Source organism: Arthrobacter sp. 05N429, from assembly GCF_056397045.1.
The window spans coordinates 357,655-377,775 of record NZ_JBFTMQ010000002.1; the positions used below are offsets into that span (position 1 = coordinate 357,655).

Annotated in this window: 20 protein-coding genes; 8 read left to right on the forward strand and 12 right to left on the reverse strand. The window is 66.9% G+C overall.

The window, feature by feature from the left end; translation table 11 throughout:
- The first annotated feature begins 18 nt into the window (after positions 1–18).
- Positions 19–438, forward strand: coding sequence for a hypothetical protein (locus AC1DF4_RS05565; RefSeq protein ID WP_476911939.1), 420 nt, complete (start codon positions 19–21; stop codon positions 436–438).
- A 20-nt stretch (positions 439–458) separates the two neighbouring features.
- Here AC1DF4_RS05565 and AC1DF4_RS05570 read toward each other — a convergent pair whose 3' ends face one another.
- The gene (locus AC1DF4_RS05570) at positions 459–1,505 is read right to left on the reverse strand and encodes an NAD(P)-dependent alcohol dehydrogenase (RefSeq protein ID WP_476911940.1); all 1,047 of its coding nucleotides are present in this window, start codon (positions 1,503–1,505) and stop codon (positions 459–461) included.
- A 95-nt stretch (positions 1,506–1,600) separates the two neighbouring features.
- Here AC1DF4_RS05570 and AC1DF4_RS05575 point away from each other — a divergent pair, with 95 nt between their 5' ends.
- Positions 1,601–2,284 (forward strand): TetR/AcrR family transcriptional regulator, encoded by a 684-nt coding sequence (locus AC1DF4_RS05575; RefSeq protein WP_476911941.1) that lies wholly within the window; start codon positions 1,601–1,603, stop codon positions 2,282–2,284.
- A gap of 29 nt (positions 2,285–2,313) precedes the next feature.
- Here the strand turns inward: AC1DF4_RS05575 and AC1DF4_RS05580 are convergent, their stop codons facing one another.
- Complete coding sequence (locus AC1DF4_RS05580) at positions 2,314–3,471, reverse strand: DUF6226 family protein (RefSeq protein ID WP_476911942.1); 1,158 nt, start codon at positions 3,469–3,471, stop codon at positions 2,314–2,316.
- Between the two features lie 37 nt (positions 3,472–3,508).
- Here AC1DF4_RS05580 and AC1DF4_RS05585 point away from each other — a divergent pair, with 37 nt between their 5' ends.
- Positions 3,509–3,997, forward strand: a complete 489-nt coding sequence (locus AC1DF4_RS05585) for an SRPBCC family protein (protein WP_476911943.1) — start codon at positions 3,509–3,511, stop codon at positions 3,995–3,997.
- A gap of 85 nt (positions 3,998–4,082) precedes the next feature.
- On the opposite strand, the gene AC1DF4_RS05590 is transcribed toward AC1DF4_RS05585, so the two are convergent.
- The 3 genes from AC1DF4_RS05590 to AC1DF4_RS05600 all read right to left on the reverse strand — a co-directional run bounded on the left by AC1DF4_RS05590 (position 4,083) and on the right by AC1DF4_RS05600 (position 6,215).
- A complete protein-coding gene (locus tag AC1DF4_RS05590) occupies positions 4,083–4,337 on the reverse strand; it encodes a CDGSH iron-sulfur domain-containing protein (RefSeq protein WP_476911944.1) in 255 nt (84 codons plus the stop codon).
- A gap of 44 nt (positions 4,338–4,381) precedes the next feature.
- Complete coding sequence (locus AC1DF4_RS05595; protein ID WP_476911945.1) at positions 4,382–5,434, reverse strand: iron-containing redox enzyme family protein; 1,053 nt, start codon at positions 5,432–5,434, stop codon at positions 4,382–4,384.
- A gap of 523 nt (positions 5,435–5,957) precedes the next feature.
- Complete coding sequence (locus AC1DF4_RS05600; protein ID WP_476911946.1) at positions 5,958–6,215, reverse strand: hypothetical protein; 258 nt, start codon at positions 6,213–6,215, stop codon at positions 5,958–5,960.
- A 258-nt stretch (positions 6,216–6,473) separates the two neighbouring features.
- Here AC1DF4_RS05600 and AC1DF4_RS05605 point away from each other — a divergent pair, with 258 nt between their 5' ends.
- Positions 6,474–7,172 carry a TetR/AcrR family transcriptional regulator C-terminal domain-containing protein gene (locus AC1DF4_RS05605; RefSeq protein WP_476911947.1) on the forward strand — a complete coding sequence of 233 codons (699 nt, stop codon included), beginning with the start codon at positions 6,474–6,476 and terminating at the stop codon, positions 7,170–7,172.
- 28 nt (positions 7,173–7,200) lie between these two features.
- The gene (locus AC1DF4_RS05610) at positions 7,201–7,431 is read left to right on the forward strand and encodes a zinc-ribbon domain-containing protein (RefSeq protein WP_476911948.1); all 231 of its coding nucleotides are present in this window, start codon (positions 7,201–7,203) and stop codon (positions 7,429–7,431) included.
- Between the two features lie 93 nt (positions 7,432–7,524).
- Here AC1DF4_RS05610 and AC1DF4_RS05615 read toward each other — a convergent pair whose 3' ends face one another.
- Positions 7,525–8,151, reverse strand: coding sequence for a dihydrofolate reductase family protein (locus AC1DF4_RS05615; protein WP_476911949.1), 627 nt, complete (start codon positions 8,149–8,151; stop codon positions 7,525–7,527).
- Between the two features lie 311 nt (positions 8,152–8,462).
- Between AC1DF4_RS05615 and AC1DF4_RS05620 the strand changes: the two genes are divergently transcribed.
- Positions 8,463–9,509 (forward strand): hypothetical protein, encoded by a 1,047-nt coding sequence (locus AC1DF4_RS05620; protein ID WP_476911950.1) that lies wholly within the window; start codon positions 8,463–8,465, stop codon positions 9,507–9,509.
- On the opposite strand, the gene AC1DF4_RS05625 is transcribed toward AC1DF4_RS05620, so the two are convergent.
- Positions 9,494–11,899, reverse strand: a complete 2,406-nt coding sequence (locus AC1DF4_RS05625) for an ATP-binding cassette domain-containing protein (protein ID WP_476911951.1) — start codon at positions 11,897–11,899, stop codon at positions 9,494–9,496. The genes AC1DF4_RS05620 and AC1DF4_RS05625 overlap by 16 nt on opposite strands.
- Before the next feature lie 60 nt (positions 11,900–11,959).
- Entirely contained in the window at positions 11,960–12,349 is a 390-nt protein-coding gene (locus AC1DF4_RS05630; RefSeq protein ID WP_476911952.1) for a DUF7793 family protein, read from the reverse strand.
- 341 nt (positions 12,350–12,690) lie between these two features.
- Here AC1DF4_RS05630 and AC1DF4_RS05635 point away from each other — a divergent pair, with 341 nt between their 5' ends.
- Positions 12,691–12,993: a hypothetical protein gene (locus AC1DF4_RS05635; protein ID WP_476911953.1), complete on the forward strand. Its 303-nt coding sequence runs from the start codon at positions 12,691–12,693 to the stop codon at positions 12,991–12,993.
- Positions 12,994–13,158: 165 nt separating this feature from the next.
- On the opposite strand, the gene AC1DF4_RS05640 is transcribed toward AC1DF4_RS05635, so the two are convergent.
- Positions 13,159–14,202 (reverse strand): NAD(P)-dependent alcohol dehydrogenase, encoded by a 1,044-nt coding sequence (locus tag AC1DF4_RS05640; protein WP_476911954.1) that lies wholly within the window; start codon positions 14,200–14,202, stop codon positions 13,159–13,161.
- A gap of 190 nt (positions 14,203–14,392) precedes the next feature.
- On the opposite strand from AC1DF4_RS05640, the gene AC1DF4_RS05645 reads away from it, so the two are divergent.
- Complete coding sequence (locus AC1DF4_RS05645; RefSeq protein ID WP_476911955.1) at positions 14,393–15,271, forward strand: helix-turn-helix transcriptional regulator; 879 nt, start codon at positions 14,393–14,395, stop codon at positions 15,269–15,271.
- 18 nt (positions 15,272–15,289) lie between these two features.
- Here the strand turns inward: AC1DF4_RS05645 and AC1DF4_RS05650 are convergent, their stop codons facing one another.
- The 3 genes from AC1DF4_RS05650 to AC1DF4_RS05660 all read right to left on the reverse strand — a co-directional run bounded on the left by AC1DF4_RS05650 (position 15,290) and on the right by AC1DF4_RS05660 (position 20,083).
- The gene (locus AC1DF4_RS05650) at positions 15,290–16,426 is read right to left on the reverse strand and encodes an acyl-CoA dehydrogenase family protein (protein WP_476911956.1); all 1,137 of its coding nucleotides are present in this window, start codon (positions 16,424–16,426) and stop codon (positions 15,290–15,292) included.
- Between the two features lie 190 nt (positions 16,427–16,616).
- Positions 16,617–18,386 carry an acetyl/propionyl/methylcrotonyl-CoA carboxylase subunit alpha gene (locus AC1DF4_RS05655; RefSeq protein ID WP_476911957.1) on the reverse strand — a complete coding sequence of 590 codons (1,770 nt, stop codon included), beginning with the start codon at positions 18,384–18,386 and terminating at the stop codon, positions 16,617–16,619.
- Entirely contained in the window at positions 18,386–20,083 is a 1,698-nt protein-coding gene (locus AC1DF4_RS05660) for a 5-oxoprolinase subunit B/C family protein (protein ID WP_476911958.1), read from the reverse strand. The genes AC1DF4_RS05655 and AC1DF4_RS05660 overlap by 1 nt, the downstream gene beginning before the upstream one ends.
- Positions 20,084–20,121: the final 38 nt, after the last annotated feature.

A 20,121-nucleotide genomic window follows, 5' to 3' on the forward strand; every position in this document is an offset into this window, starting at 1 on the left:
GAGAGGGAACCCCCAAACATGACTGAGACGCCGGCGACAGAATACGCAACGGAACTGACGGAGATTCTGGAACTCCGGGATGTGCCGGCCGCGGCGGTAGCCCGGATCGTGCGGGACGTCCAAAGCCGCATCGCCGAATCCGGTGAGGACCCTACGGCGGCGTTCGGAACGCCCAGCGATTACGCAGACAACTTCGCGCCGAAGTCGCGGATGGCCCGGTTTTGGGCTCTGGTCATCGCATCGGTGGTTTTGGCCTCGGGCGGAACACTCGTGTTGATCTCCGGAGTCTTCGGGCTGCAGTCCCCGGCCCACGAGTTGTGGGGCCTTCCACCCTTGGCACGCATTGCGATTGGCGCCATGGGGATCGCGTCGTTCATGGCCTTGGTCCTGGCCGAGGGGGTGCGCTCACGGCGGCGCGCCTCAGGCTGGGACGCCTGAACGGGCAGAGCCCATCACGATCATGAGGCTGCTTCGCCGCTAAAAACCGTGATGGCGATCTTGCCGCGCACCTGTCCGGCTTCGAGGTGGCGCATCGCGTCCTGCACCTCGCCGAGTGTGTACGTCCTGTCGATGCTCGGCGTCACGGCGCCGGACTCGAGGAGGGGCGTGAGCCGCTCGAGGTCGCTGGCGCGTTCCTTGGAAGCGAGCATGGCCAGGCGCTGACGCACAAACAGGGACACGAGAGGCGCCCGCAGGCTCCGGCCGAAGCCTCCTGTCCACTTGCCGCCTTCCTCGCCTCCGACGACGACGGCCGTCCCGGTGGGAGTAAGGGCCCGGCGCAGCCGGGATAGTTTCGGGTTGCCTCCGATGTCGAGGATCAGGTCGTAACCACGCGTACCGTCGGCGAAGTCATCCGCCGCGTAGTCCAGGACGTGGTCCGCTCCGAGCGACCGCACCAGATCGACCTTTCCGGCGCTGCTCACGCCGGTGACCTCCGCACCAAGGGACTTGGCCAGCTGCACGGCGTAGGTGCCGACGCCGCCTGACGCGCCCAGGACCAGCACCTTCTGGCCGCGCTCCACCCGCCCGGCGTCGAGGGCCTGGAGGGCGGTGCCCGCCGAGATCGGCACCACGGCCGCCTGTTCGAATGACAGGTTGGAGGGCTTGTGGGCCAGTTTGTCCTCCAGCGCGGCGGCGTACTCGGCGAACGACCCCCGGGACATCCCGTACACCTGGTCTCCCACGGCGAACCGGGACACGGCGGAGCCGACCGCGACGACGGTGCCGGCGACATCGATTCCGGGCACGCTGTTCTTCGGCCTGCGGAACCCGAATCCGAGGACGCGCAGGAGGTAGGGGCGGCCGGTCGTCATGTGCCACGTTCCGCGGTCCATGCCCGCCGCGTGCACGCGAATCAGCACTTCGTTTTCGGCGATGCGCGGCCGAGCGGTCCGGCCGGAACGCAGGACGTCGGCGGCACCGTAGGCGTCCTGCACGATGGCGTTCATGTTGCCGTCAGCGGCAGGCTGGTTGTTTGCGGCCGTCTCACTGATGTGGTTTGTCATGTCGGGACCTTTCCCAAGAGGTTTCGTACTTAGTACGGTTAATGTATCGTACTAAGTACGAACGGTCTATGGCCTCAGGAAACGTGGAGTGTGAAATGCGCGCAGGAGCTAGCCCAAGCCGCCCCCGGCTCAGCCGGGAACTCGTGTTGCGCGGCGCCGTCGCGGTTGCCGACGCCGGCGGCATTGGAGCCTTGACGATGCGTTCGCTCGCGGACGCCCTCGAGGTCAAGCCCATGTCCATCTACCACCACGTGGCCAACAAGGATGAGGTTCTCGACGGCATCGTTGACATCGTCTTCAGCGAGATCGACCTGCCGGTGATCGGCGGCGACTGGCACACTGAGATGCGACGGCGGGCCGCCTCCGCCCGCGAGGCGATGCGGCGCCACCCCTGGGCAATCGGCCTCGTCGAGACGCGGACAAGCCCCGGGCCGGCAACGCTGAAACACCACGACGCCGTCATTGGCACCCTGCGTGCGGCGGGCTTCTCGGTGGAGATGACCGCCCACGCGTACGCGGTGATCGACGCCTACGTGTACGGGTTTGCCCTCTCCGAGGCCACCCTGCCCATCAACGGCCCGGAACCCCTGGCCGAGGTTGCCGAGCGCATGATGAGCCACTATTCCTCCGGTGACTATCCCCACCTCGCCGAGTTCTCGATCGAGCATGTGATGAAACCCGGCTACGACTATGGCGCAGAGTTCGAGTTTGGACTGGACTTGGTCCTCGACGGACTCGCACGGTCGATGCAGATCGCTGCTGACGCCGGCCACATCTGACCGCGACGGACGTTGCCGCGCCGTCAGTTTCAGCGCCCGCGCAGCGGCCAGGGACTCCATCCCCCAATTACTTCCCGCAGCCGGACCTCGGCGTCGTGAAGGCGGCCGGCGGCCGCCGGGACGGGTTCGCCTTGGCCGCTTTCCGAGCCGGAACCGTCGAACGCGTTCAAGGCGTATTCGCTCCACCGTTTGCGGCCTACCGGATAGCGTTCGCGGTATCCGCCGGCGGCGACCGAAAGTACCAGGAACTCCAGCCGGTCGGCCGTTGTCTCAACCGTCTCGTCGCAGGCGTCGCAGCCGCATACCGGAAACGGGAAGTCGTGAAGCACTCCGGCGTGCACCGCCACCCCCGGATACCCGGTCAGCACAAACGTCAGGGGCGCTGCTCCGGAACGCCGCGGCGTGACCTTGACTGACTCCAGCACGTCCTTGACGTCCAGCAGCATTTCCCCGGCATGCACCGGATCCTCGTCGACGTCGACGTCGTAGACGTCCCTGAGATGGTCGATCAGGGCACGGGCGACGGCGTGGAGCCCGGCGAAACGCTCGGGGTGGCTGTCCACGCTGTAGGAATCGGGGTCGGGCCCGTCATCGCCCCATTGCCGGCCGAACGGAATGGGCTCCCCCTCGGGCGAGTAATAGACCGTCGTCGGCAGGTGCGGCCGGACATAGCGGGTCTGTCCAGCCGGCGGGGCCACCGGGATCGGCTGCGCTGCCGGCGCCTCATCCAGCTCTTCCTGGGCCCAGTCCGCCAGCATGGCCACGAGCCCCTGGACGGATTCGTCGTCGGCGCTGCGCAGGCCGCCGAGCAGGCGATCAACCTCGAACTGCCTCACCGCGTTTCCCACCGTGGGCGAGGCACCTTCGTAGGCGGTCCACCGCGCGTCCGGTCTCAGCCCGGCGATGGTGTTCCCGGCGAATACGGCCGCCGCGGCGCTGAGCGCGCCGTCGCCTGCAAGCTGGGAGCCGTGCGTACGCAGGAACCAAATGAGCCGTTCAGGGTCCGAGGCCAGTTCGCTGGCCCGCACTCCGTTGCGGTCACAGAATTCGATGAACCGGGCATAGCCGCCCACGTGCCTGACGGCCGCCGTCGGGCCCTCCGCTTGCCGGTACAGCGCCCTGCCGCGTGCCACCGCATCCGGCAGCCCGCCCGGCGTCCCTTCAAACAAATCCTCCGTCGTCCCCATAGGGCGATCCTAGCCCGGGGGCTGGCATACTCGGACGATGCCGGTCTACTTCGAATGCACAACGCGGACAAGCATGCCCAAGCCGGAATTGTTTGACCTGGCCCGCAGCATCGACGCCCACAAGGACTCGTTGGCGCGGTCACGGGAGGAAGCCGTCGCCGGTGTCAGGACCGGCTTGATCTCCCTGGGAGAAGAGGTGACGTGGCGGGCCTGGCACTTCGGGGTCCCGATCCGGATGACGAGTCGGATAACGCAGATGGAGGCTCCGGATTTTTTCGTTGACGAGCAGGTCAAGGGCCCGTTTCGGCGGTTCCGGCACGTCCATGAGTTCGGCGAGGATTCCGAAGGGTCCACCATGGTGGACCGGATCGAGTTCGTGGCCCCGTTCGGCCTGCTCGGGCGTGTGGTGGAGAAGCTGGTTCTGGCCCGCTATCTCCGGACGCTCATTGAGGCCCGCAACCGGCACCTGGCCGCGGCCCCGCAGCGCTGCCAGGGTCCACCCGGCGACCGACCTTGGACCGACTAAGCCGGGAAGCGACTCTCCAGCCCCCAGCTTGGAGAGCCAGGAAGTCTCTGCGCTTGAGTCCTCAGGATTCGCGCAGAGACTTCCCCTATTTCGGACACTCGGGGTTTCCGCGGCCCTGCGTGTCAGGGGGCTCGGTGCGGAAGTTGATCATTTTGTGTGTGCCGTCGCAGTACGGCTTGATAGCGGATGCACCGCATCTGCAGAGGGCGACGGTTTGGCGCTGTCTTGGCACTGGTTCCCCGGACGGCATAACGACATCGAAGTCCCCACGGACCAGAATCGGACCGTCGGGGCAGAGGACAAGCGAGGCGTTGGCGGGGCGCAGGGGGATCTCGTTCATGAGTGGTTCCGATCTCGGCGTGCAAATGGGGCAATACGCGGTGGTCATGTAGTGGCGGGCATGAGCGACCGCAGTGAGGACCGGTTGTCTTCCCAGGCGTCCATTAGGTGGGCGGCGAAGCGCGCGTCAATGCAGGACACCGCCGCCGCACCGAACAGAACGTCCTCCAGGAGATCCGGCTCCGCCTCCACGAGTCCCCCGGCCAGGTCCCTGCCAGCTATCTGCTCGTGGACGGCGTCCGCCTCGACGTGCTCATCGAAATACCCGGTGACGGCCGCATCAAAACCGAGACGCCGGAATCCGTTCCCATACAGCTGGTTGGGGCGTGAGGAAGTCATCTCGTACATCGCCAGATGCCCTGCGATGGCTCCGCGGAGCCGCCGGTTCAGCCCGAACAAGGACATCATGTTCACCGAGGCCAGAGTGATGGCTGGTACGACGTCGATGTAGCTGCCATAGCTGTCGTTGAGTCCCACCCCCCTCATGGTGCGGGCGAACAATGCACTGTGCATTCGCTCGGGGCGGCCGCCGCCGTACTCGTCGGCCTGGATTTCGACGAGGGCGGCCTTGGCCCGGCCGGTCAGGCGCGGAATGGCCCAGGTGTGGGGGTCTGCTTCCTTGAGTTGATACAAGGACTTGTGGATCAGGAATTCGCAGAGCTGTTCGACCGTCGCATTCTTCGCCACGTGGCGGGAAACGCTGGGTCCGCCGTCACGGGCCGCCAGGTCAAACAGGAGGGCCGCGGTGGCGTCGCTGCCGGGAGTCCTCGAATCCGGCCGCGGGACGGAAGCCGTAATCGGGCCGACCTCGGAGCGCAGCCACGCCTCGAAGGGTTCCTCGATCTGCTGCCGGATTCCGATCAGTCCGGGGTGCCACTCCCAGCGGTCACTGACGCCGGCCAGTCCTCCGTAATGCAGTTCATACAGGCAGAACAAGGCCAGCTGGACGTCATCGTCGATCAGGTCCTCGACAACGGACAACCGCTCGGTGACGAGTGTGTCCAGGGCTGCCAGGCCGGCGGGATCCGACCCTGGGTCCCCGGTCAGAAGGGCACGCACTCCGGCACTGATGGGTCCCCGTGGTTCTGGCATGTTCATTCGTTGTCCTTGGCCAGCGGCCGTTGGGGCGGCCTTTCCGAGGTGTGGGCCGGTGTGGTTTGTCATGGCTTCCAAGTCCTACGGCGTCCGACCGGCAGGCGGGGTCGCCGGCCGGCAGGAGCATCCATCTGAAACCCGCATCGGCACCTCAGCACGCGGGCAGGGAAGAATCCACTTGGTTCGCTCGACGGACCGGCCCGTCCGATAGAGCCATTCTTGGCTGGTGCCACCAAGGACATCGGTTCCCTGCAGTGGACGGCCGAAGCCGGATCGGAGTCGTCGCCCTTTTCTGCCCTGCCCATGATGTCAGCGGTGAACGTTGCAGTGGTTGCCAGGACCCGGGAGTCTCCGCACCGAGTGCAGGTGACGGCCAGGGCGAGGGTTTCCGCCCGAGAGTCCAGGACGGCGACTGAGTCGGCGAGTAGGTGCCGGTCCGTGTGGCAGGTGGAGCACCAGGGGCGCCCGCCGCGGGGCTGGTGGGCCTCACGGGGCACATACGTGTTGGACGTGGTGGTCACCCCGGTCAGACCAGCCCCGGGTAGCTGGCCAGGATATAGTCCGCAGCGGCCGGGCCTTTCATGCGCAGGCCAGTGCCCTTGGGGTGGATCCGTTTCTTTTTCATTGCCGCCCAGAACGCCTCTTCAGGATGGGGCGCGGCCTGGCGAAGGAAGCACCAGCTGATATAGAGGCCGTAGAGGCGGCTCCGGCCCAGGGCGTGGTCGGATGCTGGGTCCAGGGTGGTGGCTTCCTGCAGGAATTTGTCGTACTGAGAAGTTGCCATGAGTGGCTCGTTTCCTCGCGGTGCAATTGGTGCCGCCGTGTGGCTACAGCGGCTAAGCCTCAAGGTCCTGCACGGGAGCACCGAAGCATTATCCCGGGCTGCTTCACGGCAGACCCGGGTAGAAAGTCGTCGCTGGGTGTCCAAGAGCGGACACTGGCAATCGTCTCTACACTGTAGACTCTAAGCGTAGACTACATTATAAGCAAACTGCGTATCTTTGATCCATGCGGCAGCCAGCACCGACCCGAACGGAGCATCATGTCACCCGAAGAGAATCCGGTACCGCAAGCGACTCCCGGCAAGAAGAAGCGGCTCAGCCGGGAGATTGTCCTCTCCGCGGCGCTGGCATTAGTGGACTCGGAAGGACTCGAGGCACTCACCATGCGCAGGCTGGGACAGGAACTCGGGCGGGATCCCATGGGCCTGTACCGCTACGCGGAAAACCGCGCCGCGCTGCTGGACGGAGTCTCCGAACTAGTCCTCAATGAGCTGGCCATCTTTCCCGATGACCCCGACTGGCAGGCACAGCTGCGCCGCATTGCCCACGATCTGCGCGACCTGGCACTCCGCCACCCCAACGTTGTGCCGCTGCTCGTGACCCGCCCTCTGTCCACCCCCCTGGGTCTGCGGCCGCTGGGGACGCTGCGGCCGCTGGAACAGATCCTGTCTCTGTTGATCGACGCCGGGTTCGCTCCCGCGGACGCCCTGCACGTCTACCGCGCCTACTACGGCTTCCTCTACGGGCACATCCTCAACGAGCTGCAGGAGTTCATCGTCGACCCCGACGAAAATGAGGCACTCCTCCGGCTGGGTCTTCATCGCTTGCCACCGAAAGACTTCCCCCGCCTTCGCGCTCTCGCACCCGTCCTCGCCGACTACGACGGGAAGTCCGAACTGGACGAGGGAATCACCATCCTCCTCTCAGGGCTCGCCGCCCGGCTCGCACCCCGAGCGTAATCCGAAACCCTTTCGAAAGGCGCCGCCGATGTTCCTCTTGTTCGGCCTCAAGACCGCCCTGAAGGACCGACCAGGGCGGGCCGCGACGTGCCAGTCCTGCCGCCAGCTCGCTCACCATCACCTGCAGGAACGCGCTACAAAGTTCACACTGTTTTTTATCCCGGTCTTCACCGCGTCCAGGGCCTACCAGATCACGTGTTCGAACTGCGGTCAGACCTCGGCCATCAAGTCGCGACGGAAAGAAGCCCCCACCTGGTGAGGCAGAAACACCCGGATGGCGCGTATCCCTGGCCGGGAGCTTAAGTGAGGTCACTGGGGGCGGCCGCACCAACCTGTTGCACGTTTTAGAAACTTAGCGCAGGTCTGAGACGCCTGTGTACGTCGCGTGGGTGGCGGGTCCCGTTCGTTCGTACACCTGGAGGGTGAGTCCGCCAGGGGTGCTCTGACTGCTGACGAGGCGCAGTCCCGCTGATGCGCCGCCGTCGGGGAAGAGGCGGCGGCCGCGGCCGACGATGACCGGAGCGACCACGAGCCGGAACTCGTCGATCAGCCCTGCCGCCAGCAGGGATTGGGCCAGCCGGGCGCTTCCGTGGATCTGGAGCTCCCGCCCGGGTTGCTCTTTGAGTGCTGCGACCTGGGCTGCGACGTCGCCCGAGAGGATGGTGGTCGGATTCCAGCTGCCCGCAGTCACGGTCTGCGAGGCAACATATTTCGGCAGGCCGTTCATGAGCACGGTGAAGGGATCGTCCGGATCCGTGATCTGCGGCCAGTCCCTCGCGAACGCGTCGTAGGTGCGTCGGCCGAGCAGGAGCGCGTCGGCCTGGCCGAGCCATTCCGCGGCCTGGCGGATGAATGCTCCGTCCATAAAAGGGACAAGCCATCCACCCTGGGTGAACCCGTCACTGGTGTCTTCCTCGGGCGATCCCGGGCCCTGCGATACGCCGTCGACACTTACGAACTCGAATACTGTCAGCTTCATAGTTTCTCCTTTTGCCGACCCGGCCATCCGGACGGTTCTGTGGCGGGAGTCATTGCAGGGCTGGGAGTGGATACCGGACTATATGGCGAGGCTATGCAACTCAGACACCATGTGCAACGGACAAGGACCTAACTTGCACCCTGAAACGACAGGCCAAATTGCGGCGGTCCAGGGGCACGGCACCTCTAATTAATCCACTCGGTGTAGCATCTGACCTTCCAGTGATTTTTCTGCGGGCCCGCCGGGCCCGCCACCGGCTGCGCCACGACCCTGGGCGCGCGTGCCATTCCGTTGCCACCGAAGGAGTTCCCGTGAGTGACCCCAACGACCAGATGGGCCGCCACCGCGCCCACCCTGACGCGGATCTCCTCGCCGGCAGCAACGAACATCACCACAGCAACCCCGCTGGGCAGGCGCCGCAACAACGGGCACCCCGTCCGCCGGTCCAGCCTGCACACGGGGTCGGCAGAGACCTGGCCGTTGCGCTTGCTATCGGGCTCGCGGCGGGGCTGGTGGGCCTGGCGCCCTGGCTGATCACCGGCGCACGGCTCCCGCTCCAGAACTTGTGGGGCACGCAGGTGACGCCGGCGCAGATGCCGCTGGCTCTCCTGCCCCTGAACCAGTACGAAAGCACCACCCTGGTGGCTCTCATGGTCACGGGCGGGGCGGCCGCCGGCTTCGCGGTCCGGTGCTGGTCCCCCGTGCGGCTGCTCCTGGCCACGTGGTGCGCGGCCGGGGCTGTGGCAGCAGTCCAAGTCGCCGCGGCGACTCAGGCGTTCACGGTGCTCGGCGGCGGCCTGGCGCCCGGGCAGCTGTCCAGCCTCTACCTGGCCGGCATGCTGGCCGGGGTGGCGGCCGCGATGGCTGCTGGGCTGGTGTCGCTGCTGCTCCTCGCCGCAAGATCTACGGCGCTGGCTGCCCTTGGCGTTGGCCTGGTGGCTGTGCCGGTGGTGTCCTGGCTGGCTGCCGGCGTCGGTGCGGTGGCCGGCGTCGGCAGCGTCCCGGTGGTGTTGAACATGCTGTGGCACTGGCTCCCTGCCGTGCTGGTGGGCGCTGCACTCGCCTGGTGCGGACTGCGCCCGCGGATCCGGGCCCTGGTGTGGCTGGCGGATCTGGGGTTGCTCTGGGTGGTGCCGGCGATCTTCTCGGCGGTCAGGAGCATGCTGGGCACGCGTGTTCTGGCAGGAGACCTGCCGGCGATGGCAGCGCTGGGCAAACAGGTTTTCACGTCCGCCCTCGGCCCCGCCGGCCGGGCGGGACCGACAATATTGCTGGCGCTGGCGATCGCCGTGATCGGGACGGTCGTCCGGGAACAGACCCGGAAAAATCAGACCGGGAAGAATCACCCGCCGACGTAGGCCGCGAGGTGCTCGCCGGTGAGGGTGGAGCGGACGTCGACCAGATCGGCCGGTGTGCCCTCGAAGACGACCCGGCCGCCGTCGTGCCCTGCACCGGGACCCAGGTCGATGATCCAGTCGGCGTGCGCCATGACTGCCTGGTGATGCTCGATCACGATGACCGATTTGCCGGACTCCACCAGGCGGTCGAGGAGGCCCAGCAGGTTCTGGACATCGGCGAGGTGCAGGCCGGTGGTGGGCTCGTCGAGGACGTAGACGTCACCCTTCTCCGCCATCTGGGTGGCAAGCTTGACGCGCTGCCGTTCGCCGCCGGACAGTGTGGTGAGCGGCTGGCCGAGGGTGAGGTAGCCAAGCCCGACATCCACCAGCCGGTCGAGGATCTTGTGCGCCGCCGGTGTCTTCGCCTCGCCGGCACCGAAGAAGTCCTCGGCCTCGGTCATGGACATTGCCAGCACTTCGGCGATGTTGCGGCCACCCAGCTTGTACTCCAGAACTGACGCCTGGAACCTCTTGCCCTCGCAGTCCTCGCAGGTGGACTCGACGGTGGCCATCACGCCCAGTTCGGTGAAGATGACGCCGGCACCGTTGCAGGTGGGGCAGGCGCCTTCGGAGTTGGAGCTGAACAGCGCCGGCTTCACGCTGTTGGCCTTGGCAAACGCCTTGCGGATCGGCTCAAGCAGGCCCGTGTAGGTCGCCGGGTTGCTGCGGCGGGATCCCTTGATGGCGCCCTGGTCGATCACCACAACACCCTCGCGGCCGGCCACCGAGCCCTGGATCAGCGAGCTCTTTCCCGAACCCGCGACACCCGTGACCACGCACAGCACACCAAGCGGAACGTCGACGTCGACGTCCTTCAGGTTGTGCGTCGAGGCGCCCCGCACCTCCATCGCGCCGGAAGGCTTCCGCACGGATCCCTTGACCTTGGCCCGGTCGTCGAGGTGGCGGCCCGTGATGGTGTCACTCGCCCGCAACCCCTCCACACTCCCCTCGAAGCAGACGCGGCCGCCCTCGGTGCCTGCGCCGGGGCCCAGGTCAACGACGTGGTCAGCGATGGCGATGGTCTCCGGCTTGTGCTCGACGACGAGCACGGTGTTGCCCTTGTCGCGCAGCTGCAGCAGCAACTGGTTCATCCGCTCGATGTCATGCGGGTGCAGGCCGATCGTCGGTTCGTCAAAGACGTACGTGATGTCCGTCAGGGACGAGCCCAGGTGCCGGATCATCTTGGTGCGCTGGGCCTCTCCCCCGGACAGCGTGCCCGCCGGCCGGTCCAGCGAGAGGTAACCCAGCCCGATTTCGGCGAACGAGTCGAGAAGGTGCTGCAGGCCCTTCAGGAGCGGCGCGACCGAAGGCTCGTTCAGCTCGCGGACCCACGCGGCGAGGTCGCTGATCTGCATCTCGCACAGGTCGGCGATGTTCTTGCCCTGGATTTTCGAGGACCTGGCCTCGGGGCTGAGCCGCGTGCCGTCGCATTCGGGGCAGGCCTGGAAGGTGATGGCGCGCTCCACGAAGGCCCGGATGTGGGGCTGCATCGCGTCGACGTCCTTGGAGAGCATCGATTTCTGGATCTTCGGGATCAACCCCTCGTAGGTGAGATTGATGCCCTCGACCTTGATCTTGGTCGGTTCCTTGTAGAGGAGGTCGTGCATTTCCTTCTTGGTGTACTTGGCGATCGGCTTGTCCATGTTGAACCCGGCGCCGCTGAAGATACGGCCGTACCAGCCGTCCATGCTGTAGCCGGGGACCGTGAGGGCACCCTCGGCCAGCGATTTGGTCTCGTCGTAGAGCGCGGTGAGGTCAAAGTCGGAGACCGAGCCCATGCCCTCGCAGCGCGGACACATGCCGCCCAGGTAGACGACGTTCTGCACAACGCTTTTCTCGACCCTGCCGCCGGCTTTTTCGGTGCTCATCACGCCGCTGGCCTTCCGCGTCGGGACGTTGAAGGAGAACGCCGTGGGCGGGCCCACGTGCGGCGATCCCAGCCGGCTGAAGAGGATCCGGAGCATCGCGTTGGCGTCGGTGGCCGTGCCCACCGTGGAGCGGGGGTTCGCGCCCATCCGCTCCTGGTCGACGATGATCGCCGTCGTCAGCCCCTCGAGAAAGTCGACGTCGGGACGTGACAGGTTGGGCATGAACCCCTGCACAAAGGCGCTGTAGGTCTCGTTGATCATCCGCTGCGACTCGGCGGCGATGGTGGCGAACACCAGCGAGCTTTTGCCCGAGCCGGACACGCCCGTGAACACCGTGAGGCGGCGTTTGGGGATCTCGATACTGATGTCTTTGAGGTTGTTCTCGCGGGCGCCCTGCACCCGGAGCAGATCGTGGCTGTCCGCTACGTGCAGTGCGGCCGGTTGCTGGTCCGTCTGCATTTCCGACGTCTTGGACATGCTCATCGTGTCTCCATCTCTCCGGACGCTGCCTCTGGTGCCCCTGACGGTCATGCTAGCAGCGGTTCAGAGAGCCCGCGGCTCCACCTTGGTGACGTCCGTCAGCCAGGTCAGTGCGGCGTTCCTGGAAGTAAAGAATGCGTGCGGGTAATGGGTGTGCCGGCTCATGGCGGCCGCGACGACCCGGTCGACGGCATTGGATCCGAGGACGGCAATGGCGAGCACGCCGGTTGTCCGCGCAAACTCGTAACGGGCCGCCGCGGTGATCTCCACATCGGTCATTTCCGAGAGCATCGGCATCGGGATTCCCCCGCTGATTCGCTCCACGGCCAGCATGGCGTCCCTGGCGTCCTCGACATCGACCAACGAGCCGGGGCGCCACACGGATTCAATAATTCCCGCGCGGATGCTGAGGGAATTCTTCCCTTCGGCGGCGACAGCTCTTTCAGGAATCATTGACTTCATTCTAGGCCTGAGCTGCGACGATTCCCGTCACCGGACGCCAAAGGGCCGCTGTGCGCTGGAACCCCAGGATGGCTGCGTGGATCACGCGAAAGGGTGTTCCCGACACTCAATATGGGGTCCGCATGATTTTAGTCGTGATTGGTGGTGCCGCAAGAGAGCCAACACCACATAGATGCAGGATCGTATCCACATTTCACACTCCATGACAAGTATTGACACTTATTTACAAAACCGTCACTCTGGTGGCTCGGACATCAAGTCAAATGGGGGTTGTCTTGCAAAAACGTCGATTGATACCGTCTCTCCTGCTGAGTGCCACAATTGGATTAGGGGTGCCCGTCATCGCTGCCACCGCGGCGCATGCCACCAACCAGGTGCAATGCGGCACACGCACGGATTACCTAAAGATCACACACTTCAATGGAATTAGTAATTGTTTCGCCTACGCGGGCTTGACCGTAATTCCGCCACAATTGCGTCAACAGATTAAAAGCATTTCAAGCGGGAACAACGCAATCACGGTCACCTACTACAGCACTACATGGGGTAACTCCTCGTTCTACCTGTCGAAATGGTCATCGTGGTACAACTCGGATCCCACCGGCATGTTTGTCATGAGCATTACCGTGCATTAGAAAGGCGGCTGGACACTGGCGGAGGCAGGTCGTTCGTCAGGGACGATTCCGGCGGACTGAGGCAGTGACAAGTGTGGCCCCGGCGGACCTCATCAAATGAGGTACGCCGGGGCCACTCTTTTTGGCTCGCACCGGGCCGACGAAGTGCGGGCTCCGGCAGCCGCGCTAAACCAGCGTGGAAGTGTCAATCACGAAGCGGTACCGCACGTCGGAGGCGAGCACCCGCTCGTAGGCGTCGTTGATCTTGCCGGCCGGGATGACCTCGATCTCGGCGCCGAGCTGGTGTTCGGCGCAGAAGTCGAGCATTTCCTGCGTTTCCCGGATGCCGCCGATCATGGATCCGGCGAAGGACCGGCGTCCCATGATCAGGGCGAACGCGTTCACCGGGAGCGGTTCCGCCGGGGCGCCGACGTTCACCAGGGCGCCGTCGAGGGTCAGCAGCTGGAGGTAGGAGCTGATGTCGATCGAGGCGCTGACCGTGTTGATGATCAGGTCAAAAGTCCCGGCCAGGTCTGAGAAAGTGTTCTCGTCGCTGGTGGCGTAGTAGTGGTCCGCGCCGAGACGCAGGCCGTCCTCCTGCTTCTTCAGCGACTGCGAGAGGACCGAGACCTCGGCGCCCATGGCGTGGGCGATCTTGACGGCCATATGTCCCAGCCCGCCGAGTCCGACGACGGCCACCTTCTTGCCGGGGCCGGCGCCCCAGTGGCGCAGCGGCGAGTAGGTGGTGATGCCGGCGCAGAGCAGCGGCGCGGCGACGTCGAGCTCGATTCCCTCCGGAATCCGCACCACGAAGTCCTCGGTCACCACCACGTGCGTGGTGTAGCCGCCCTGGGTGACGGTACCGTCGCGGTCCACGGCGCCGTAGGTGCCCGTGTTCCCGGCGAGGCAGTACTGCTCCTCGCCCTTTTGGCAGTTGACGCACTCGCGGCAGGAGTTGACCATGCACCCGACGCCGACGCGGTCGCCGACGGCGTGCTTGGTGACGGCCGAGCCGACCTCGGTAACGATGCCGGCGATTTCGTGGCCCGGCGCCAGCGGGTAGGACTGCGGGCCCCAGTCGCCGCGGACGGTGTGGATGTCTGAGTGGCAGATGCCGGCGAACTTGATGTCGATCAGGACGTCGTGCGGGCCAACGTCCCGGCGCTCGACGGTGGTGGAAACAAGGGGTTCCGTCGCGGAGGTGGCGGCGTAAGCGTTAACGGTAAGCATGGATCTCCTGCTTGTGGATGGTTTGGGGGTAGCCCCGGCGTCCGGCACGGGTCACGTGCGGCCTTCCGGCCCGGACGTCTTCGGGGGCACTATCCATCAAACACCACTGAGCTGTTCGAAAGGGAGGCCCTGCTGTGAGGGGTACTGGCAGGGTCTCCCTTACACCGCCGCACCCTCTACCGTTGAAGGCATGGACAACCAGAGCGAGACCCGGGACTTCCTGGCCACCCGGCGGGCGAAAATTACCCCGGAACAGGCGGGTCTCCCCGATTACGGCGGAAACCGCCGGGTCCCCGGACTGCGCCGCGGCGAAGTTGCCATGCTGGCCGGGGTCAGTGTCGAGTATTACACCCGGCTGGAACGGGGAAACCTCTCCGGGGTCTCCGAGGGAGTGCTGGAGGCCCTCGCGGGTGCACTGCAGCTGGATGAGGCGGAGCGGGCCCACCTGTTCGACCTGGCCCGGGCCGCCGGCGCCGGCCGCAGGCCGCAGCCCCGCCGCGCCACCACCCAGGCGGTCCGCGCGAGTGTCCAGTACATGCTCGACGCGATCACCAACGCCCCGGCCTTCGTGCGCAACGGGCGCCTGGACGTCCTCGCGGCCAACCAGCTCGGCCGCGCCATGTACTCCGACATGTATGGCGGCCCCGCCCGCCCGGCCAACTTTGCGCGGTTCCTCTTCCTGGACGACCGTTCCCGCGGGTTCTACCCGGACTGGGAGCGCGCTGCGAATGACACGGTGGCGATCCTGCGCACCGAGGCCGGCCGCGACCCCTACGACCGCGGCCTCACCGACCTGGTGGGGGAACTGTCCACCCGCAGCGAGGAGTTCCGGACCCGGTGGGCGGCCCACAACGTCCGCCTGCACTACACCGGCCGCAAGCACTTCCGGCACCCCGTGGTGGGGGACCTTCACCTCATGTACGAGGCCCTGGATCTTCCGGCCGACGCCGGGCTGTCACTGCTTGTCTATACCGCCGAGCCCGGTTCTCCCACCGAGGACGCGCTGCGGCTGCTGGCCAGCTGGGCCGCGACCCAACATGCCGCTGACCAACCGCTGAAGCAAGACTAAGGGGCAGCCAACTGTCGGCTAGGTGCCGGCCACCATGCGGCCGATGATCAGGCGCATGATCTCGTTGCTGCCTTCGAGGATCTGGTGGACCCGCAAGTCCCGGGCGATCTTCTCCAGTCCGTACTCGGAAAGGTAGCCGTAGCCCCCGTGGAGCTGGATGGCACTGTTGGCGACGTTGAACCCGGCATCCGTGGCGACCCTCTTGGCCATGGCGCAGAGCTTGACGGCGTCGGGCGCGCCGCGGTCCAGCGCGTCCGCTGCCCGCCAGAGCAGGGTCCGGGCGGTCACCAGCTCGGTTTCCATGTCGGCCAGCTGGAACAGCAGGGATTGCTGGTTGATCAGCGGTCCGCCGAACGCCTCGCGTTCCTTGAGGTAGGCCACCGACTTGTCCAGGGCAGCCTGGCCGCCGCCCAGAGAGCAGGCGCCCATATTGATGCGGCCGCCGTTGAGCCCCTTCATCGCGATCCCAAAACCACTGCCTTCCTCTCCGAGGCGGTTGGCAATCGGAACCCGGACATTGTCGAAAATAACCTGGCGGGTCGGCTGGGCGTTCCACCCCATCTTTTTCTCGTTCGGACCGAACGACAGGCCCGGGGTTTCCGCCGGGACAACGATGGCGGTGATGCCGCGGTTTCCGGTGTCGGCGGTGCGGGCCATCACGATGTAGTAGCTCGATGACCCGGCCCCGGAGATGAACTGCTTGACGCCGTTCAGCACGTACTCTTCGCCGTCGCGTGTTGCCCTGGTGCTCAGCGCGGCAGCGTCGGAGCCGGCGCCGGGCTCGGTAAGGCAGTAGCTGCCCAGTGCTTCCATGGAGGCAAGCTGCGGCACCCACTGGGCGCGCTGCTCATCGTTGCCGAACGAGTCGATCATCCAGACCACCATGTTGTGGATGGAGATGTAGGCGGCAATCGTCGGATCGGCCTTGGCCAGTTCCTCGAAGATCAGCACCGCATCGCTGCGCGTTAGCCCGGAGCCGCCGAACTCCTCCTGCACATAAATGCCGCCCATACCCAGGGCGCCGGCTTCCCGCAGCACGTCCACTGGAAAGTGTTTGGTCTCGTCCCACTTCGCGGCGTTCGGCGCCAGGGCCGCGTTGGCGAAGTCCCGCACCATCGCAACCAGCGACTGCTGGTCCTCGTTGAGTTCAAACATGCCCAGTCCTCCAAAGCGTAGATTTGGACTCAATTTAGTACGACGGGCCAATTATTACTAGGACTTCCTACTATGTATTCTTGGCGATCCCCTCCGGACCCGACATGGCCCCGGTCCGCCGCTACTTGCCGACCTACCGGTGAACGACCGCCAGACCACAGGAACCAGGCGCGACCATAACTGCCGCTGACTACCCGATCAGGGCCAGCACCGCTCCCGCGGTAACGACGCCGCCGGCCTCCGCGCGGAGGCCGGTCACTGTCCCGTCGCGGTGGGCGGACACCTGCGTCTCCATCTTCATGGCCTCCAGCACGACGACGGGATCCCCGGCCGAGACTGCGGCGCCGGGTTCGACGAGCCATTTCACAACGGTGCCGGCCATGCCGGCGCGCAGCTCCCCCGGGTCCGCGGCGGCTGCGCCGCCGCCGTTTGCTCCGCCGTCGGACGGTGCGTCCACGGAGACTCCCGCGGGTACCGGTCCGCCGGAGCGGGCCCAGCCGTCCAGGAGGTCAGCGGGCAGCCCGACGGCCATCCGGCGGCCGTCCACCTCCACCGTGATGGTGCGGCGTTCGCCGTCGGGCGTGGTGGTGCTGTAGCCCGGGTCGGCGGAGATGGTGTCCGCGAAGTCGGTTTCGATCCAGCGGGTGTGGATGCCGAGGCCGGTTTCGGAGGTGAAGTCCTGGGATTCGAGCACGGCGCGGTGGAACGGGAGCACGGTGGCCACTCCGGTGATGCTGATTTCGGCGAGGGCCCGGCGGGCGCGGCGCAGCGCCTGCTGCCGGTCGGCGCCGGTGACGATCAGTTTGGCCAGCAGCGAGTCGAACTGCGGCGGAACGAAGGAGCCGGAGCGGACGCCGGTGTCCAGACGGATGCCGGGGCCGGTGGGGCCGGAGAACTCCTCAACGGTGCCGGGCGAGGGCAGGAAGCCGCGCCCCACGTCCTCGGCGTTGAGCCGGAACTCGAAGGAGTGCCCGCGCGGCGCCGGGTCGTCGGTGATGCGCAGCGGCTCCCCCGCGGCGATCCGGAACTGTTCCTGCACGAGGTCTATGCCGGTGGTTTCCTCGGTGATGGGGTGCTCCACCTGCAGACGGGTGTTGACCTCGAGGAAGGCCACGGTGCCGTCCGCTGCAACGAGGAATTCCACCGTGCCGGCGCCGGAGTAGCCGGCTTCGCGGCAGACGGCTTTGGACGCCCGGTAGATCTGGCTGGTCTGCTCCTCGGTGAGGAACGGCGCCGGGGCCTCCTCGACGAGTTTCTGGTGCCGGCGCTGGAGCGAGCAGTCGCGGGTTCCGACGACGACGACGTTGCCGTGTGTGTCCGCAAGGACCTGCGCCTCGACGTGCCGCGGGCGGTCGAGGTAGCGCTCCACGAAGCATTCACCGCGGCCGAACGCGGCGATGGCTTCGCGGACGGCGGAGTCGAAAGCTTCCTCGACCTCGTCCAGGGCGCGGACCACCTTCATGCCGCGGCCGCCGCCGCCGAAGGCCGCCTTGATGGCGATCGGCAGCCCGTGTTCTTCGGCGAAAGCGCGGGCCTCTGCGGCCGATTCCACCGGGCCGTCGCTGCCGGCGACCAGCGGCGCGCCGGCCCGGACGGCAGTCTCGCGGGCGGTGATTTTGTTGCCCAGCAGGCGGATGGCGTCCGGCGTGGGGCCGATCCAGGTGAGCCCGGCGTCGAGGACGGCCTGCGCGAATTCGGCGTTCTCGGACAGGAACCCGTACCCGGGGTGGAGGGCGTCGGCGCCGGAGTCGGCTGCGGCGGCGAGGAGTTTGGGGATATTCAGGTAGGTGTCCGCGGGCGAGTTGCCGCCCAGGGCGTAGGCCTCGTCCGCGGCGGAGACGTGCAGGGCGTCGGCGTCGATGTCCGCGTAGACAGCGACGGACGCCAGCTGTGCGTCGTCGCAGGCCCGGGCGATCCGGACGGCGATTTCACCGCGGTTGGCGATCAGGACCTTGCGCATCAGTTACTCGCTTCTTGTTCGGGGGTGGTGTGTTCAGTGGTCTCGGCGTTGGTGTCAGCCGGAGCCCAGCGGAAGCGGATTTTGCCGCCGATCGGGACCTGGGCGGCGCGGTCCAGCTGGGAGTCGACCACCACGGCGATGACCGGGTAGCCGCCGGTGATCGGGTGGTCGGCCAGGAACAGCACGGGGAGTCCTTCCGGCGGGACCTGCAGGGCGCCGGCGACGGTGCCTTCGCTGGCGAGTTCGCCCTGGCGGGTGCGCTGCAGCGGGGTTCCCTGCAGGCGCATGCCGACGCGGTTGGACTGCGGTTTCACGTCCCAGTCCTGGCGGCAGAAGGATGCCAGCGCGTCGGCGTCGAACCAGTCGGCGCGGGGGCCGGGGACGACGTCGAGCACGGTGACGCCGGTGTCCGGGAAGTCCGGCTGCAGTTCGGGGTGTCCCACGACGCCGGACTCGGCCTCCCCGCCGGCGGCGAGGAGCTGGCCGGCGGCCAGCGGGGCCGGGCCGATCCCGGACATGGTGTCCGTGGAGCGGCTGCCAAGCACCGGGGCGGTGTCTACGCCGCCGCGGACGGCCAGGTAGCTGCGGAAGCCGCTCTGCGGGGCGCCGATGGTCAGGGTTTCGCCGTCGAGCAGGGCGAAGGGCGTGGCCATCGGGACGGTCCGCCACGCTGTTTCGAAGTCGTCATCGGCCGAGTCGGCACGGGACAGTGTCTCGATGGTCAGCTCCGCGGGCGCTCCGGTGACGGCGAGGACCTGGTCTCCGACGGCCTCGACCGACAGCCCGCCGGCGACGGTCTCCACCGCAGCGGCCGACGGCGCATTCCCGACGAGGCGGTTGGCCCGGCGCAGCGAGGCCCGGTCCAGCGCGCCGGCGGCGGAGACACCCAGGCCGGAGTGGCCGTAGCGGCCGAGGTCCTGGATCAGGCTCTGCAGGCCGGGTGAAACAATCCGCAGGCCGGACGCCACCTCCGGAGAGAGGGCGTGGGCAGCGCGGTCGTGGGCAGGGCGCTCCGGCGCCAGCGTCACGACGTCCCGCACGGCGCGGAACTGCACGCGGTGGCTGGGAGCGGCCAGGGCGGGCTGCTCCCGGTCCAGGTCCCACATCCTGGCGCCGGTGCGGCCGATCAGCTGCCAGCCGCCGGGCGAGCGGCGCGGGTACACGGCCGAATAGTTGCCGGCCAGCGCCACCGAACCCGCAGGAACCGCGGTGCGCGGGGAGCTGCGCCGCGGCACTTCGAGATCCTGGTTCTCCCCCACCATGTAGCCGAAACCCGGGGCGAAGCCGGCAAAGGCCACCGTCCAGGTCTGGCCGGTATGGGCGGCGATCACACCCTCCGTGCCGAGGCCGGTCAGCTCCCCCACTTCGGCGAGGTCCTCGCCGTCGTACACGGTGTCGATGAGCACCAGCTCGCCGTCCCGCTGCACGGGGGCGGTGAGGTCGAGCTGAAGCAGCCGGGCCGCGATCCGCCGGGCTGCTGCCGGCGAGTCCGCGGTGACCAGCACGGTCTCGGCCGCGGCGAGGACGTCCAGCTGCCCCGGAAGGGGGTGCTCCAGGAGCAACGCCTGAAGTGCCAGCACGTCCTGGGTTCCGGAGAGCTCGGCGAGCACGGCGCGGGTTCCCACGGCCCGCACGGAGCTCACTTTGGAAACTGCCGCCTTCTGTACTGCCAGGGTTTCCCCCGCTGTCTCAATCATCGCTGCCTTCATCGTTGGCCGTGCCTCGAATGGGATCC